Annotated in this window: 14 protein-coding genes, 2 pseudogenes and 1 riboswitch; of the genes and pseudogenes, 9 read left to right on the top strand and 7 right to left on the bottom strand. The window is 45.6% G+C overall.

Features of this window, described 5'->3' with window-relative positions; translation table 11 throughout:
- The 3 genes and pseudogenes from AC0LWT_RS26355 to AC0LWT_RS26345 all read right to left on the bottom strand — a co-directional run.
- Positions 1-1,872 (bottom strand): annotated as a pseudogene (locus AC0LWT_RS26355) (HNH endonuclease); the annotation flags it as partial.
- A 420-nt stretch (positions 1,873-2,292) separates the two neighbouring features.
- Positions 2,293-3,099 (bottom strand): hypothetical protein, encoded by an 807-nt coding sequence (locus AC0LWT_RS26350; RefSeq protein WP_474684257.1) that lies wholly within the window; start codon positions 3,097-3,099, stop codon positions 2,293-2,295.
- Positions 3,100-3,247: 148 nt separating this feature from the next.
- The gene (locus tag AC0LWT_RS26345) at positions 3,248-3,994 is read right to left on the bottom strand and encodes an MBL fold metallo-hydrolase (protein ID WP_474684256.1); all 747 of its coding nucleotides are present in this window, start codon (positions 3,992-3,994) and stop codon (positions 3,248-3,250) included.
- Between the two features lie 125 nt (positions 3,995-4,119).
- Between AC0LWT_RS26345 and AC0LWT_RS26340 the strand changes: the two genes are divergently transcribed.
- Together AC0LWT_RS26340 and AC0LWT_RS26335 are read left to right on the top strand one after the other, a co-directional pair.
- Positions 4,120-4,548: an Lrp/AsnC family transcriptional regulator gene (locus AC0LWT_RS26340; RefSeq protein ID WP_474684255.1), complete on the top strand. Its 429-nt coding sequence runs from the start codon at positions 4,120-4,122 to the stop codon at positions 4,546-4,548.
- Between the two features lie 58 nt (positions 4,549-4,606).
- Positions 4,607-4,816 (top strand): annotated as a pseudogene (locus AC0LWT_RS26335) (VOC family protein); the annotation flags it as partial.
- Positions 4,817-4,828: 12 nt separating this feature from the next.
- Here AC0LWT_RS26335 and AC0LWT_RS26330 read toward each other — a convergent pair.
- On the bottom strand, positions 4,829-5,266 hold the full coding sequence (locus AC0LWT_RS26330; RefSeq protein ID WP_474684254.1) for a hypothetical protein: 438 nt from the start codon (positions 5,264-5,266) through the stop codon (positions 4,829-4,831).
- A gap of 237 nt (positions 5,267-5,503) precedes the next feature.
- Positions 5,504-5,695 (bottom strand): hypothetical protein, encoded by a 192-nt coding sequence (locus AC0LWT_RS26325; RefSeq protein WP_474684253.1) that lies wholly within the window; start codon positions 5,693-5,695, stop codon positions 5,504-5,506.
- Positions 5,696-6,568: 873 nt separating this feature from the next.
- Here AC0LWT_RS26325 and AC0LWT_RS26320 point away from each other — a divergent pair.
- From AC0LWT_RS26320 to AC0LWT_RS26300, 5 genes are all read left to right on the top strand, one after another.
- Positions 6,569-8,095 carry a sensor histidine kinase gene (locus AC0LWT_RS26320; protein WP_474684252.1) on the top strand — a complete coding sequence of 509 codons (1,527 nt, stop codon included), beginning with the start codon at positions 6,569-6,571 and terminating at the stop codon, positions 8,093-8,095.
- Between the two features lie 33 nt (positions 8,096-8,128).
- Positions 8,129-8,533, top strand: coding sequence for a hypothetical protein (locus AC0LWT_RS26315; protein WP_474684251.1), 405 nt, complete (start codon positions 8,129-8,131; stop codon positions 8,531-8,533).
- A gap of 240 nt (positions 8,534-8,773) precedes the next feature.
- Positions 8,774-9,394 (top strand): S-layer homology domain-containing protein, encoded by a 621-nt coding sequence (locus tag AC0LWT_RS26310; protein ID WP_474684250.1) that lies wholly within the window; start codon positions 8,774-8,776, stop codon positions 9,392-9,394.
- A gap of 519 nt (positions 9,395-9,913) precedes the next feature.
- A complete protein-coding gene (locus tag AC0LWT_RS26305) occupies positions 9,914-11,332 on the top strand; it encodes a DUF5050 domain-containing protein (protein ID WP_474684249.1) in 1,419 nt (472 codons plus the stop codon).
- 73 nt (positions 11,333-11,405) lie between these two features.
- Positions 11,406-11,987, top strand: a complete 582-nt coding sequence (locus tag AC0LWT_RS26300) for a stalk domain-containing protein (protein ID WP_474684248.1) — start codon at positions 11,406-11,408, stop codon at positions 11,985-11,987.
- A 253-nt stretch (positions 11,988-12,240) separates the two neighbouring features.
- On the opposite strand, the gene AC0LWT_RS26295 is transcribed toward AC0LWT_RS26300, so the two are convergent.
- A complete protein-coding gene (locus tag AC0LWT_RS26295) occupies positions 12,241-13,599 on the bottom strand; it encodes an amidohydrolase family protein (protein ID WP_474684247.1) in 1,359 nt (452 codons plus the stop codon).
- 291 nt (positions 13,600-13,890) lie between these two features.
- Positions 13,891-14,002: riboswitch (cyclic di-GMP riboswitch) on the top strand.
- 55 nt (positions 14,003-14,057) lie between these two features.
- Between AC0LWT_RS26295 and AC0LWT_RS26290 the strand changes: the two genes are divergently transcribed.
- Together AC0LWT_RS26290 and AC0LWT_RS26285 are read left to right on the top strand one after the other, a co-directional pair.
- The gene (locus AC0LWT_RS26290) at positions 14,058-14,603 is read left to right on the top strand and encodes an S-layer homology domain-containing protein (protein ID WP_474684246.1); all 546 of its coding nucleotides are present in this window, start codon (positions 14,058-14,060) and stop codon (positions 14,601-14,603) included.
- Between the two features lie 560 nt (positions 14,604-15,163).
- Entirely contained in the window at positions 15,164-15,364 is a 201-nt protein-coding gene (locus AC0LWT_RS26285; RefSeq protein WP_474684245.1) for a hypothetical protein, read from the top strand.
- A 78-nt stretch (positions 15,365-15,442) separates the two neighbouring features.
- Here AC0LWT_RS26285 and AC0LWT_RS26280 read toward each other — a convergent pair whose 3' ends face one another.
- A complete protein-coding gene (locus AC0LWT_RS26280; protein ID WP_474684244.1) occupies positions 15,443-16,366 on the bottom strand; it encodes a metal-dependent hydrolase in 924 nt (307 codons plus the stop codon).
- Between the last annotated feature and the right edge of the window lie 31 nt (positions 16,367-16,397).

The raw sequence follows: 16,397 nt of genomic DNA, 5'->3' as shown, positions 1-16,397 counted from the left end.
GTCTGCCAACCCCAGAACGGTTTCCTCTACAACCGTGCCGATTCCTGCCAGGATGCCAGCGCTCATCGGATCAAATTCTTTGTACGCTTCCCATGCTTTCTTGATGGGTCCGAAAAGCGCACCGGATGTCGCACCGCTCATCAACTCCCGAAACGCATCGGCGGGGGAATAATCGCTAAAGTCGCTCACTTCCCCTCGCTGGACATCCGAGACGGCTTTCGCTCCTACTGCGACGGCTCCCGCTGCCATCACGCCGGCTGCAACGGCTCCGATCACCACCGCTCCGGCTCCTAACGTCGCTACGGTAACTGCCGCAACTACCGCTACCACGGCCACAACCGCCAGTGCGCCCAGCACGTTGCCCGCCAGCTTCCCCCAGCTAAACTTCTTTTTCTCCGGCGGCGGGGGTGGAGGAGGTGGCGTCCCTTGCTTCGGCTCGTCGGCAAATGGCGCATACGAGGTGCGGTCTCTTCCTTCCGCCCTTACGTTCGCTCCGAGAAAGTGGTACTCGCTCTCGATCGAGAAGCCGCTTTGCGCGCTCAGCTTCTTCGCCATGAGCTGACTCTGCGCGTAGATGACCACACGCTTGGGCGTGTAAAGCGAGATGTCCGCCTTCGCGTTTAGCGTCAGCTTCTTGTGGCTCGTCATCGTCACGCCCACCGCATCGTCGAAGCTCAGCTTCAGCGGCTCCTTGCTCCCGCCCGTCAGGTTGATCGCTGTCGGCGTCAGCTCCAGTTCGCTCCCGTGCTCCGTCCCGAAGTAGCGCTTGCTCGGGTCGCCTGTTTTGGCGCAGCTGCCGCCATTGGTGCGCACCGCCCCTACGACGATCGCCTGCCGTCCCTCGGCATCGGGAATGTACAGGCTGGCGCGAGTCCCCGCCTTCGGCATGCTGTACATGGCGCTGCCGGTCGCCGGTGCGAACGGGAACCAGTGCGCCTTGTCCTTCGACTGCTCGCGGTCCACGCTCAGATGCAGCTTCACCTGCTCACCCTTGACCTCCAGCACTTCCCCTTCTAGCGAGATGCCCGTCAACTTCTCGTTGTAGATAGGGCTCCTGCGAATCCCCTCTGCCCGTGACAAACGGTACGTGTACACGAACTGTCCGCGATTCATGCGGCCGGTAACTTCGCTAACCACCATCCGTTTACCGCGGAATTCAAGCTCATCCCCTAGGGACAAGCGCTCCATGCTGTCTACCTCATAGTAAAAGAAATCCGTATCGTGCAGCCCTGCCTCATAACCGCCGGCCCGCTGAAAAGCCAGCAGGTCCTTACCCGCCTTATACGGCGTATCCTCCGGCAGACTGACGCTTTTCCCTTGCGGCATGCCAAAAAACAGCTTGGGCCTTGCTTCCAAGATATCACAGACAACGACGCTTTGGAATTGGCTTGCCAGACGCTTCAGCAGTTCCCAGTCCGTCTCCTCGTACTGGATCACCGGCGCTCCGATCGCTGCGCCTTGGCCCACGCTGTACAGCACATCCTGCTGCGGATAGGCTTGCAAAAGCTCCTGGATAAGCGACGGATAGTCCATCGACACATCCTGAAACGTTCGCCGCCGCTTGGCGACATCCAGCCTATGCGAACCGGACAGCCCTTCCAGTTCGATGCCGTATATGCCGTTGGCATGCGTCATGTTCACTGCACTTACAAAACCTTTGAACAGCGTCGTTTCCCGCTGGCCGTCGTACTCGTAGACATGGATCTCATCGCTTGCCGATGCTTGCTGCGCTGCGTTTACGTTGACAGCCTCATCTACGATTCCGCGCACGGTCAGCCGTCCGTGCTCCCCCGGTTTCCACTCGATCTGCACATCCTCCAGCCGGTGAATTGGGTATGCGGTCTTGACCCGGATCTGTTCAAAGCCTGCCATGGCCCTCACCTCCGTTTCCTTTACTCATCCTGTATTGGCTGTTGTTGATAAACGTAATATAGCCTTTGTGACATCATTATTCATTACCCATATGCTATATTTTGTAATATTTTATCCCCATTGTTCCATATATTACTTTAATTTGAAAAGTAATTCTGTGAATAATCTAACATTTTTGTCCGACGCTTGTTGGCAAAATGGCCCAACCCCTCTCGTGGAAAGGGGCTGGGCCATTTTGAATTTTTTCACAAAGAGGTGAACGAATGCACGCTTGAAACAAATCGCCAAGGTATGCCGGAAGGCATGCTTCCTTATATCTATCGCCGTCTTCTCGGCTCTGCCGACCTGCCCCCAGTCGGAACCACTCTCGCCCAATCAGCCTCTTCAGTTCCAAGCCTGAATTGTGGCATTATGAAAGATTTATTGGGCAATCTCTCCAATTCTCAAATATTTCCACCCGTCCTCATTCTGAGGTTCATGAGTTAAAACAAGTGTCCATTTCAAAGTTTGATCAAAAATATAGAGGTCTTCAGGAAAATTTTTTTCAAAGTAATGATGAAGCAATATTTCGTACTCCATAGTAAAAACCCAGTCTCTTCCAAGAACATTCAACACAGGCAGACTCCAGTGGGTATCCCAAAAAAATAGAACGGTTTTAAGCTTTTTCGAGTAACTTTTTAATTCTTCAATACTCACTGCGTTGTATTTTTTCAAATTCTCCCATATATACCCATTTTGAAGACGTTTCATTTCTAACGAACCGACAAAATTAGCAATATAATGATTCTTAAGATCTTGCGATTGTTCGTATGGAAATTTGGATATACTCGTTAAATTCAAACCATTGTTTCTTAATAAAACGTAAACCTGTATAGACCCGGAACTTAAATCGTATTCCTCAATATAAAGAAACGATGTATGATCTACTCTATAGGATGATTGGATTAAAAAATCTCCGACCCGATCATAGCTATTGATATCACATGTGATATATTCTCCGCTTGGGATTCCTGTTTTAATTAGTTCTTCATTAGGATCGAAGAGACTTTTTTCATTAGATGCACATACAAAATGAAATTTACTGTAGTTATATATAGCATATACTTTAGCTTCTATTGCATTGCTTTTATTATTAAGAGTTGTAGTACAGTAGTTCTTTAGCTCGTCAAAGTCAGGAAATTCCCTGCCATAAAGCTCCAAGTCATCATTAAATTTTATGATCTCCATTTCAAAACAACACCTTAATTATTAGATTTCAATGCTTCTCAGGATACTCCATATTATTATAATAGTTCAACTTCAACGAACAAATGAAAACACCTGTCAATACCGGATTGTAATTTCCAGTATCGACAGGTGTTCGCATTACCACAGGTCAAATCCATTCGCCGTCTTGGGGAACTGCAGCCTGCGGAGAAAGCCCGGATTCATTCAACTTCACTTGCAAATCGCTTCTCGTGGTGAGACAGTGATTAATGGCATCCACATGCACCGCAACGACTTTGGTGTACGGCGCATAGCGGCAAACGCTGATCACATCGTCCGCGTTCATCGTAATCGGGTCGCCGACCGTGAACCGGGCTCCGCCCGCATTCACGATAGTCAGCTGCGGCCGGTACGTATCGAGCGCATGTTGCACATCATCGCACCATATCGTATCCCCGGCGATGTAAACGGTCGGCTCGCCCTCAGCCTGGAGAACAAAACCGGATACTTGTCCCATCCGGATGCCAATCTCCCCTGTTCCATGCTGCCCGCTTGTCCGTGACAGGGATACCCCGCCCACGGTAAAGGTGGATGCCACAGCCGTAACCGACTCGAATCCCGAGGCGGCTATCGTCGATTCATCGCCCGGTTGGCACACAACCGGTATCGATTTGGACAGTGCAGCCGCGGCGGCTTCATCCCAATGATCGGGATGCAGATGCGTGACGATAACGGCGTCCGGCTGGAGCCAAGTCTCAAGCGGGGACGGCAGCGCGACGAGCGGATTGCGCCTTTCATTCGATGTGCCGGGGATAGGCGGATTCGCCTCTTTTTCGCTAAACATCGGATCTATCAAAAAGCGGACTCCCCCATATTCCAGCCAAAGCGTGGCGTGGCGGATCAATTGAAGTTTCATCGTTCAGCACTCCTTAACGTTTGCATCTTAAATCTGTTACAATTATAAAATGTGCCGGAAAATCCGCATACAACCTGGTGAAACGAAAATCCGGCAATTATTTTCAACGTGAAAGGAACTTGCAGATGAGCCAATCAACCATCGATGAAACCGATCTGCGCATTTTGCAATGCTTGCTGGAGGATGCCTCCCGGCCGCATAAGGAAATCGGGCAAATCGTCCATTTAACCGGACAAGCGGTCGGTTCCCGGGTGCGGAAACTGCAGGATCTCGGTGTCATCGAAGGATACACAGTGCGCTGGAATCCCGAAAAAATCGGCCTGGCGGTTCAAGCGTTCGTTACGGTTTTTATGAAATCGAATACTGCTCATCAAGCATTCAACACATTCATACAGCAAAACGGCCAAATCGTCGAAGCCCACCGCGTCAGCGGCGAAGGCTGTTACTGGATACGAGTGCGTGTCGGCTCGCCGGCGGAACTATCCGCGCTGCTCGACGACCTGCTGCAGTTCGGGAACTACAAAATCAGCCTGTCAATCGGACAGTTGAAATGAATCATAAAAGCTTGCCCGCTCACGGGATAGGAAGGAAGATCGGAAATGAAGGTCAAACGGATCGCAAGAGGAGATGGGCATCCAAATCAGCTTCGCCTCACAAGGAGGCTCGCATACGTCTGTCGACGATGCCCTTGAGCGCATGAAGCGAGCCGGCTTTCCGATCGAATACGGCCCGGCCGACGAGCCTTGGGTCGTTCGGAGATTTTATGTGCGCGATCCTTTCGGCAAGCTCGTCAGCATTTTGGCCCATGTGCCGTCGAAGTGAGGTTCTGGATAATTACCTTCTCTTCCTGCTGTGTTTAAGTAATTTCATTCTTCTCGAATGGCGCAGCCATGAATAATACGTCTTCAAGTCGCGCAGTTCTATCGTTTTCGCCATGCTTCCGAGGAAGGTAATGACGATCATTTTATGTAAGGGATTGCCGGCGAGATCCGTTTCTTTCTCAACCACAGCAAACTGCACAACCATAAGCAAATCGCCATCGATGACATATACTTCCTCCTCATCGCGGTAATACGGTACGATTTTGCCGTTCTTCAGCCTTTCCCACAAAAACATGCATATTTCTTCAAGTTCGGTTTTTTCGTCGTCTATTCGGGTGCGCCAACGGCTGTGCGCATGATGGGTGATGACAATGTCGACTATTTTTTTATCATCTAATCGAACATAAAATGGCTCATAAGTATTCCAACGGCTCATGTTTTTATCTCTCATCCCTGACTCTCTCCCGATATGATATAAAATGTAATTCTCTCCCATTTATATACCTATAATCATAAAGTTAACTTGTACCGGATTCAGCGCATAAATCACGCCATCGATTCTAAATATGTTTCATCTTTATGAAACATACGTGCGCACAAACCATGCATAAAAATGAAAAAAAGGATTGCATTTAGCCGGGGCTAATTACAATCCTTCTTCTATTTGGTAAAATATTGCTTGAGGGGGTCAATCCCAGTCACAACGAGGTTCTTTTTTCATTCTTGTTACAGGACGATTGAAGGTGCTCATCAGTGCGGAAGACTCTTCTTTCGACAAGGATAGTTCAGCTACAGAAGGACTTTCATTTTCATGCATCTCGACACTTTTCAACATATGTACCGCATTATGCAAATTGGGGGTTAGCTGGATTGTAGGCATAGAGATCACCCCCTTCCGGGACAATTTGTGCTACGTACATAATAATAACAAATAAATGAAGCATGGAGGACGATTATTATGAAAAATAAGTATGTGACCGGGCTATTACTATCGATGTTTGTCGCCTTGCAGCTTTGGTGTTCGTTCATTACGTTCCATTACCCATATACCGGGATTTACCTTGAGCTAACTCCAAAGCAGCAATGGGTAATCAAAGAATTGGCTCCCCATAGTGCCAGTATAAAGCTTGATCTTCAAGTGGGGGATATTGTCAAGCGAGTAGACGGCAAGCTTCCCAATGAATCTCCTTTCGTTTATAAATGGCGAACAATTGAGCAAGCTCACACGTTGTTAATTTTTAGAGACGGGCGTGAGTATGCAATAGAATTTAACATCAATAGTGCTACCTACTACGATATTGTTCCGATTATCGAAGAAGCAGTGTGCTTATTTATGGCCGTTTTGCTTTTTATAAAAATACGCCACTCTCCATCTGCCAGACTGCTTTCGGCTGTTTTTCTGACCATGGCAATCATTTATATGAGTTTAGGCGCTTCTATTCGAGGAGATGTAATCGGGAAACTTGTAATCACCAGTTTAATGATCTTGTTGCCGATAGTGTTTTATCATTTTCTAGTTGTCTTCTTTAAGGAAAAAGGCGACATTGAATTACCAAAACGAATTTTGACATATATGTATTCATTTGCTGCCATATGCTTCTGCATAAGATGCTTGTACTTCTATCCTTCCATAGCATACACAATTTATCGTTATAGTGGTTCAGTTTCCTTGAGCTTTTTCATAATTGGATTTATTTTCAATATGTGCATTCTAACTTTCCTGTACATCAAAATCCAGAGAGAACAATCCTACGTGTCAAGCATTATCAAGAGCGTATGGCTTTCGTGGTTGTTCTCTTTTTTACCAGTCATCTGCTTCTCCTTTCTTCCACAATTGATTACGCAACATCAAATTTTAAATGCACAATTTACAAGCGGAATTATTTTACTTTTTCCCATCTCTTTTGCATACTTGATTGCTTCCAACCAGCTATATGATTTTGGCCGTATTATCCGGCGGATTTTGTTCGCCGGCCTGCTGGCTGTCGTTCCGGTCAGCTTGCTTACGGGAGTATATGCTTTCTTATTTAGCCAAGTTGTGGATGAGAAGCAAATTCTGTTCATATTTGTTGCTTCTCTGATTATTGTTACATGGGTGCTCTACGCGGCGGAATATTGGACAACACGGTTTGAACCGTTTCTTTTCCCAAGAAAATACGTCTTGCAAACAGCTTTGAAGAAGATTTCCAAAAACCTTGGCACCATTTCCAGCTTCCGCGAATTGAAAGATAGCATACTTGTCGATATTGTGGACACGCTTCAGGTGATGGGGGGAGCCATTGTGTTCCGGTATAAGGACGATACCGAAATCATTAGCGAAGGTGATATGAATACTGCGGAAATTCGGCAGCTGCTCGATTCGTCATCCCTGCTCGATCATCCGCTTTATACTTGCATTGAGATGAATGACCATGAAGAATATACGAGTTATTTGGTCATGACACGCAAAAAGGCGAATACGCTGCTCGGAAAGGAAGAAATCCAATGGCTGCGCCTGATTACATCTTATTTGGAAGTTAGCCTGGAAAATGTTCACTTGGTTCGCAAGCTGACCGCGAGGCTGCAGCAATTGGCTTCCCAACTTCCCCAAGAGGACACGGCGCAAGACATTCAATGGTTCCGCAAGATCATGTTCGAATTGCAGGAGGAGGAACGGATTCGGATTGCTGCCGATCTTCATGATACGACGATGCAGGACCTCTTCTTTCTGAAAAGAAAGTTGACCACTCTGGCGGAGAAGGATGCCACGCCCGAAGAAGACCGGGAACAGCTCGACAATATGATTAATTTCGTGGAGCTGATCAATGCCGGTTTGCGCCAAAGCTGTTTTGAATTAAATCCTCATTTGCTGAAAGAGGTCGGTTTGATTCAAACGCTGACGATGTACATGAAGAAGGAAGCTTTTACGGCTCCTTTTCAACTTGAATTCATTGCTGAGCAGGCTGCTGCTATTGAAACTAAAGATTTGCCGACGAAGCGGCATATTTTTCGAATCGCTCAAGAGCTGCTCAACAATGCGAAAAAGCACTCCCAAGCTTCCAACGTCACTTTCCGGATAACGGAAGCAAACAACAACTTTTGTTTGATTTATGAGGATGACGGTGTGGGGTTTGAAGACAACAAAGTGCGACGGAAGGAGATCGACTCATCGGGATTGGGAATCGAACAAATGAGGAGCCGAGTCTTGCATGCGGGCGGACATTTGGAGGTCACCTCGCAAAAAGGGCTCGGAACGAAATTCATCATTACGATACCGAACGAGGAGGCTATTTCCGCATGATTTCGATTACTGATCACTTGGAAGGTAGAACTAATGGATAATGTAAATAGAAAAAAGGAAATCAAAAAGTACTGGACAAGTCTTATGTATCGATTCGGATACTATCATCCTTACATATACTTTGCAGAAGAATGGAAGGATTTTGAACAATTCTATATTGACACCCAGGAAACATACTTCGAGAAGGCAGTAATTTACTTGAAAGATGAAAATGTGGGATACACGAAAGAAAACTGCTATTGGGGGAACCCCAGGGACCTAAGGGTTCTTTCAACATATTGCGGTCTTACTCTAGGAATAGCTGAATGGGCAAGATTGTTGGGCGTATCACCATCAACCATATCAAAGCGTATTAAAAAACTTGGGCCTGATGAAGCATTTAAAAAATATCATCATGTAATAGAGCTGTACTTGAAAATGGAGAAAAGGAATAAATAGGAAATGGTCCAACGTATATATTTATAGCAGTTCTATAACATCCCCGTGGACATCGATTTTCACATTAGCACGCAGCAAAAAAGATACAGCGGCAGAAATTAGCACAATTCAGCTAATCAGTGAAACACGCGATACTTTATATGAGGTAAACATAGATTTTAATAAATAAGGAAAGGCTTCGAAGATTGGATAGGTTTCTATCTGATCTTTGCCATTTCTATTTAACAAGAGGTGGAATTTATGAAAAAGATAATAAAGATTGTGGCAGTTACTGCCTTACTTTGCATATGTATATCCGCGGCCAAGCCGGGTTTGGCTCTTGCAAATCAAAAACCCTTTAGCGATGTATCGCCAGAATATTGGGGTTATAATTCAATTCAATGGGCTGTAGAGAATCATATTATCGATGGGTATTCAGATGGCTCTTTTAAACCTGAAGAAAATGTCGAGCAAGCTGAATTTCTTGCCATATTAATTAGGGCATATCAGCCGAAAGACTTGCCTGTATCACCGAATAAAGACGACTGGTCTTGGTCTTATATAAAATATGCTTTAAATATGGGGTGGACTATTATTACACCGCCATCCTCAACTGCCGGAAACGGCGTGCATTTGACAAGAGGGGCTATTGCAAAGCTCGTGTCCAATGCTTGCGGAGAAAATTATAGCGAAAAAGATTCAATACAATATTTACTTGATCATAAACTTGTGGAGGGAAAAACGGAAGGAACAGTAGAAGGGTTTGGGAAAGATGATCATTTAACAAGAGCAGAAGCAGTAACTTTCGTTAAGAATCTGAAAAATAAATTGAATGTATTGAAGCCTGCTCCACAAGAGGAATCCGTTTACAAGCCAAAATAATATGTTTAGGCTGTAAGTAATGCGAAAAAAACAGCACCTTCAAAAAAGGCGGGTAGCCGAATATTTTTAAGGAGCTGTTTTTTCTTTTGCTCCATTTGTCTTTCAATTCTTCCGAAGTTTCAGGAGAGTACACAAACCATGATAACGAACCTGTAAAAGGCACTACCATTGCAACGACCCTAACTGAATATTCTGCGTGGGTAAAATGGAGAAATGTGCCTCTGGACATCAGGGGGTAAATACCAATGAAAGGTCATAGAATGACCAAATATCGAGATGCTTTACGAATCAAGAGTATGGGGTCTTTTAGGTACTGAAGGGTATCAGCATGAAAACTTTCGTCTTTTACCGAAAAGATACCGAACGAGGAGGTTATTTCTGCATGAATCAGGAAATCAAGCAGTATATGCATCGCATTGTTAACGGTTATGTGGAGGATTTAAATGCGCTGCTCAAACGCCCCCTGCAACGTGCTGGACACGCTTAAGTAAAAGTTAATTGTGAGGAGATGAACTCGATATGAACAGAGCCCGCCTTTGCCTCTGCGCGTTGTTATTGAGCATATCGCTTGCCTTGCAGCCGTCCGTATCCAGTGCCGCGGCTGATCAGGTCAAGGTAAGCTTTCCCGAATTTCCCGTAACCGTGAACGGTAACGTGCTGGATATGCGGCACAGCGAATATCCACTTCTCGTGTATAAAGACATCACTTATTTCCCGATGACCTGGAACAACACGACCGCACTGGGGCTTACGGCGCAGTGGAACCCGAGTCAGGGGATGTCGTTGAAAAATACGAACGCCTGCATACCGCTCCAACAGGATTTGACTTCCACAATCAATTCGAACGATGATACACAAACGGCGGAGTTTGCGCCATTTCCAGTTAAAGTGAATGGCCAAGTGATTGACAATGCGGCTGAACCGTATCCGCTGCTGCTTTACCGCAATATCACGTATTTTCCGATAACGTGGCGGTTCGCGCACGACGTTTTCGGATGGATGACGAGTTGGGATGTTGAACAGGGACTCGGGATTGTGTCCTGCGGTGGCGGAACGAATACGCAAGCGAAGCAGGCCGATGCGCTCAATGTGGCAAATAACGGACAACTTGCCGTTCAAGGCGACTGGATTTATATGAACCCGGAGAACAAGTATTTCGAACCGAGTCAACTGTTGAAACGGAAAATGGATGGCAGCGAGGAAGTGAAGCTATCGGACGACAATGCCGCGTATCTCAACATCGAAGGGGAATGGCTGTATTACACGATTCCCTCACAAAATGATCCCGGCGGTATCTACAAGATCAAAACCGACGGGACAGGGCGCGCGCAGCTTTTCGCCGGCCCTGCCGAAAAACTTTGGGTGAAGGATGGCTGGATATATTACATGCATGATACAAACGGCGGCGGTTATTACTGGACTGACGGCATTCATAGGATGAAAACCGACGGTACGGAGGATCAAGTGATCCTGGCCAAAGACCAAAATTCGTCTTTTTCCGGATTTTTTCTGGATGGGGATACGATCTATTATATAAGACAAAACCGTCTGTTTCGGATGAATCTGGACGGCTCCGACAATCGGGAGCTTCGCGAAGATGTGACCCATGCGGTCGTCATCGACGGATGGATCTATTATGTTTGCCATAACGGTATGCAATTGAACAAAATGAGCGGGAACGGGCTGGTCGATATTCCGCTGTACACCTCGGAGCGCGGGATTTTGACGCTTCAATACCGCCAAGGCTGGATTTACATGGCCGATGGCTACTTCGGAATTATGGGATCCAACAATATCGACAAGCTCCGCATTGACGGTACGGGGGAAACCGGTCTGACGACCGCTCGTGCGACTTCACTCTACTTCGCGGGCGACACGATATATTACAACCGCGCGTGGGAGGGGAACAACCAGCTCGACCACATGGAAGTGAAATAACGGTCAGGTCATTGTTCTTATCACAAACAATTGATATCCAGGTTTATGATGGTAACTATAAGGAGCTAATGCTATGAAAAAAATAATAATTGGAATGCTAATTGGATCGTCTTTGACAATGGCAACTGCGGTAGCTGCTTCAAATAACATTCAATCACTTTTATTTCCAGTTAAGTTCAATATCAATGATCAATCAAAAGAAATCGGAAGCGGGTATGTCACTCTAAACTATGAAGGTCATGTTTATGTACCCATTCGTTTTGTAGCTGAAAGTTTAGGAGCTGGTGTTGGTTATAACGGAGAAACACAAGAAGTCATTATCAAACAAGGACAGCTCGATATTGTTGACCCAAACCCTCTTTCAACAGATGATATGCAGGTGGGAAATTTAATACTTGTGAAAGAAGGCAATCAAACCAAAGTTTCGGGAGTCTTCAAAATACCAAGACAGGCACAGGTCGGTGCAAACTTAGCATTTTTCAATGATAAGGGGGAACAATTAGGTTTTGTTGTTATTAGTAACACTTATGAGGCTGGGACGCATAGCTTTGAGTTACTTGGCGATGGGGATTTCGTGAATTATTCTTCTGTTAAACTTCACGTAGGTTACTTCAACGGTTGGCGAGATGAAGGAAACATCCCAAAGTATAAATAGCAGGACACCAGGGTGCGTGCGGTCAGCGGGAATGCATGTGGCGATTCGCCCCCTACCAATTCAACCAACAAGAACCTTGCAGCGATAATTTTTGTGCCAAACACAACGAACTCACTTATTGTGGGTTCGTTGTGTTTTAGTTTCTATATCTTTCTGGTTATTTTCATTTAAATTATGCCGTAGCTAGCCAGCAGCGAATAGTGCAAATAAAAAGCCGGTTTCCAGGACTTGGAGACCGGTTTTTTTAAACAACTCAGCTTGGAGCGTCTGCAGATGTAGAGAACAGGAAATCTCTGCTTTCATTTGCGATTTTACGCACGTGGTTCAGGTCCGCGTGAAGAAGCTGTCCGTGCCGCTTTACCGGGCGACCGGAAACAAACACGGAATCAACGTTGGCCGGATTTGCAAATTGCACGACGGCACCGACCGGGTCGGAAACAGGAAACATATTCAAATCCGTCGTCCGAATCAGGATGAGGTCGGCTTCTTTTCCAGGAGTCAAGGTACCGGTTTTCCGGTCTAACCCCAAGGCCTTGGCTCCTGCCAGGGTTGCAAAATTTAATACTTGCCGAGCCTTCAAACTTAATTCGCCGGGCATGTTTTTGGAAGCTAAAATGCTCTGATTCGTTCTCGCCCGCTCCGCCTGAAGCATGAATTTCATTTGCGTAAACATGTCTCCGCCGGTTGATGTCACCACATCCACGCCAAGGGCAGGAGTCCCGCCGTTCTCAAGAAATAACCCGGTGGCAGGATACCCGTGCCCCATCATCATTTCCACCTCGGGAGTAACGGATATCGACGCTCCTGAATCTGCGAGCATTTTGTATTCGTCATAGCCCATTGTATTTGCATGTACCATATTTAAATCGGGGCCAAGCAAACCGGCTTTATATAGCTTTTCAACGGATCGGTCATCCGGCCCCCAACTGCCGAAGCCAATATGCATGGAACATACCGCACCCAGTTCTCTGGCAAGCTGGATTTCCTGAACCGATGTATCCCAGTGACTAAATTCCGGTCCTCTAATGGCTAACCCCATCGTTAATAATTGATCATCGGAGGAAAAATACTGCTGTTTTACGCGGCGCACATCGTCAGTAACCATTTTTTTGCTATCACGGTTCCAATATTCGGTTTCACCGGAAGCTCCGTACGCGAACACGGCACGAATGCCGGAATGCTGCAAGCCGCGAATCAATTCGTCCGCATGATCGGGAGAATAAATCATCGTCCAATCCAAAAGAGTGGTTACGCCGGCATTGAGCGCTTCCAAAGCTCCCAACAGGTTAGCGGCATAACAATCCGCGGGCCGCAGCCTGCTTCCAAACCCGCCATAATAAATGTTTTGCAAATAGGTAGGCAACGACCAGTCGGCGCCTATAGTTCGCACCAAAGATTCCCAAACGTGCCGATGGGTATCCACCAATCCCGGCATGACAATCATATCCGTTGCGTCGACCATTTCACAATCCGATACTTCGAGATCTTCTTGAATCGTTGCAATGACAGAGTCTTCTACTAAAATGTCCGCTTTCTTAAAATCCCCTAAAGATTTGTCCATCGTCAAAACGCAGCCGTTTTTAATTAAGTAACGTCTACTCAACCTTCCCATCTCCTTTGACAAATGAATGGATTTTACAAAAGTGATGATGAAAAACGAATTTACATCTAATGCTTACAAAAAAAATATTACATAATTTAACATATTTGGTCAAGACTTAATTATGACACTTGCTCAAACGTAGCTCTAAGCTATGATGAAGAAAGAAAAAGATCGGCGCGTGTTCAAGTAGGTGCAAGAAATAAATATTTTGTGGAAATATGTTAGATTATGGGTTAATATGGGACTTGTATTAAATCTTATGTACTATTTTTATAGTTTTAAATGCCTATGAACCAACTGAACACGAAAAGGCAAACCTGTTCGAAAGACAGGGACGCAAAGCCACGGGCCTACTTCTACGAGGGATATGTCGTAAGACATTTCTCGGAGAAACGGCAGCCGGGTTGCCGAAATCGGTTGGTTTTTTGATTTGAGAAAAGTAAATTCATTCCTTTGGGGGTATACAAATGAAAGTATATTGGATTGCATCACTGGCAACTGCCGCACTACTTGGAACTTCCATTCACGCTGCCGGGGCCGATTCTACCACTGCTGCGCCGGGAACAAAAGCGATAACTACCGCCGGTACGGCTTCCACAGGCAGCTTCAGCGACACGAAAGGACATTGGGCGGAAACGACCATCGCTGGAGCCATTCAAAAAGGCTATGTCGACGGCTATCAAGACCATTCTTTCAAACCGAACGAAAAAGTGACGCGCGCCGAGTTTATCAAAATGGTCGATACCGCGCTTCATCTTTCGGTTTCCGGCGCCGCCAGTGGCAGTGACTGGTATTTGCCGTACATTAACGCGGCGGTCACCGCGGGGATTCATCAATGGAGCGACTTTACGAGCGGAGACTGGAATACGCCGATGACGCGTCAAGAAATGGCGCGCATAGCGGTTCGGGCGGCTACCGGCGACAAGAACGCGGATGACAAGAAGTGGATGTACCTTGCGACGAAAGCCGGGCTGATCACCGGCCTGGACGATAGCGGCACACTAGATCGATGAGGTTTATTTTGTTTGCTTCGATGATGAGAATTTTGATATATATCGTAATAAGCTCGATAAGTATTAGGAAAATTTCCCACTAGCTGCAGTTAAGTCTTATTTTTTTGAATTACAGGAGTTGATCTAAAAATGGAGGATGCCCTACCACTTCAACCAAACGATATTAACGACGATCTGGCTCTTTCAATTGTAAGGGCCGTCCTAGATGACTTACAGGGTAGATACGGACTTGATCGAATGATTCTAGGTGGTTCTGACCGAGACGATCAAGAGACCCTCATTTCCATGTTTGAGCATTGGAGGAAATTGGTTTCCCAAAAGCTTTATTTATAGGGATTGATCACGGAAGAATTTAAAGCAAAGACCATTTGATTTGTTAAAAATATGCCATTCTATATTCCCGTTAACATAATCAAATTCCCATGAAAATTCGATCATTTTTCTCCATAAACTTCTTTCTACCTTCACTAATCTCACTGAATACTCACACGGGTCAAAATTTATAAAATTTAATTCGTCCCATTTTTTTCAATTTCATGGAATTTTTCTTAAGAGGTGCTGTGGGGGAAGGTTACGTTCAGCAGGATCACCGCGAGGCGATAGCGCAAGCGCTGCACGAAGCGGGCGACGACTGTGACGCTTGCGTGCTCATTCTGAGCAATGTGCGTGAGAAATATCAAGTATGGAACGGCGTGAAGATTCCTTTCGACGATGCCGAGGTTGCGAGAGAAATCATAGCAGGCATGCGAGCTTATGAATAGTTCTCATGCGCAAGCCGGGCGGCTTCAGACTGCAGTCCAGAGTTTACGACCCTGGACAGTTACAATAGGAAACTTGAGTTAGTCGTGTCTTATAACTTTAATCCACTTGTCATTAATAAATTGAAATACTTCCATCTGATCTGGGCTACCGGCATAAATAAACTTTCCTTGTGGAGTATTTTTGTAGTAAAGTACCGGTAAATATTTTTCATTATCCAAAGTGCTCTCCCGGTAGATCGTACTATAAGCTTCTTTTACAATTCCCGGTTTCGAAAAGATAACATTAAATTGTGTGTCTACGGCATTTCCGAATAGCGACACCGTCCCCTTGATAACCCTATATTCTCCTACAACATCAAATGACCAATATAGCCAATTCATCGGATTGTACTTATTAAATAAATTCGTTGTTCGAGGACTAACCTGATATTGAGTAGAAGTTTGATCTTCGTATAGTGTCCTTATCATTGCATCGGTGTTCCATTTGGAATAACTCCTTAATCCCAGATAGCCAAATACAAAGACCAATAGCAAATACAACATTCTCTTGCCTCCGGGTCTAAACAATACAAAGAGCAGTCCTATTAAAAGTGGCACCCATATCCAAGGATCTCCCAGATAGATAATATTCGCACTAAAACCTTCAACATATAATGGGTATAGTAAAGGGGTTTCATGCCCAAGATAGTCCATGAATAAGTGCCCAGTAATTAATGCGGCAATGAATGAAAACCATAACTTAATAAAATTGTATTGCTTCAAAAAGCCGTAAGCAAGGACTGTAAAGGGGAGAAGATAAATGGGAGCGAATATAATCGAATGGCTCCATAACAGAACAGTACGATACCCAAACAAATCAGGCAGGATCCCCACGATACTGCCTGATGTCACAATAAAGACTGCATTATATTTGGTTAAGGCCAGACCAGACTTACTAAGTAAAAGATATACAATAATCGTGCTTAGGACAATATGAGTTAGTAAGTGTCCTAATAAGTCCATAATCTCCTCCCACCTCATTCCTCACATCAGC

The sequence above is a fragment of the Paenibacillus sp. sgz302164 genome, assembly GCF_056120505.1.
The sequence above is the reverse complement of the archived record's forward strand: the minus strand, read 5'-3'. Positions and strand labels throughout refer to the sequence as shown.

What these genes read in the sequence shown, in the direction of transcription:
- AC0LWT_RS26280 (WP_474684244.1), bottom strand. Translation starts at nt 16,366, where the DNA reads ATGGACTTATTAGGACACTTACTAACTCATATTGTCCTAAGCACGATT.
- AC0LWT_RS26350 (WP_474684257.1), bottom strand. Translation starts at nt 3,099, where the DNA reads ATGGAGATCATAAAATTTAATGATGACTTGGAGCTTTATGGCAGGGAA.
- AC0LWT_RS26340 (WP_474684255.1), top strand. Translation starts at nt 4,120, where the DNA reads ATGAGCCAATCAACCATCGATGAAACCGATCTGCGCATTTTGCAATGC.
- AC0LWT_RS26330 (WP_474684254.1), bottom strand. Translation starts at nt 5,266, where the DNA reads ATGAGAGATAAAAACATGAGCCGTTGGAATACTTATGAGCCATTTTAT.
- AC0LWT_RS26325 (WP_474684253.1), bottom strand. Translation starts at nt 5,695, where the DNA reads ATGCCTACAATCCAGCTAACCCCCAATTTGCATAATGCGGTACATATG.
- AC0LWT_RS26300 (WP_474684248.1), top strand. Translation starts at nt 11,406, where the DNA reads ATGAAAAAAATAATAATTGGAATGCTAATTGGATCGTCTTTGACAATG.
- AC0LWT_RS26290 (WP_474684246.1), top strand. Translation starts at nt 14,058, where the DNA reads ATGAAAGTATATTGGATTGCATCACTGGCAACTGCCGCACTACTTGGA.
- AC0LWT_RS26345 (WP_474684256.1), bottom strand. Translation starts at nt 3,994, where the DNA reads ATGAAACTTCAATTGATCCGCCACGCCACGCTTTGGCTGGAATATGGG.
- AC0LWT_RS26310 (WP_474684250.1), top strand. Translation starts at nt 8,774, where the DNA reads ATGAAAAAGATAATAAAGATTGTGGCAGTTACTGCCTTACTTTGCATA.
- AC0LWT_RS26315 (WP_474684251.1), top strand. Translation starts at nt 8,129, where the DNA reads ATGGATAATGTAAATAGAAAAAAGGAAATCAAAAAGTACTGGACAAGT.
- AC0LWT_RS26305 (WP_474684249.1), top strand. Translation starts at nt 9,914, where the DNA reads ATGAACAGAGCCCGCCTTTGCCTCTGCGCGTTGTTATTGAGCATATCG.
- AC0LWT_RS26295 (WP_474684247.1), bottom strand. Translation starts at nt 13,599, where the DNA reads ATGGGAAGGTTGAGTAGACGTTACTTAATTAAAAACGGCTGCGTTTTG.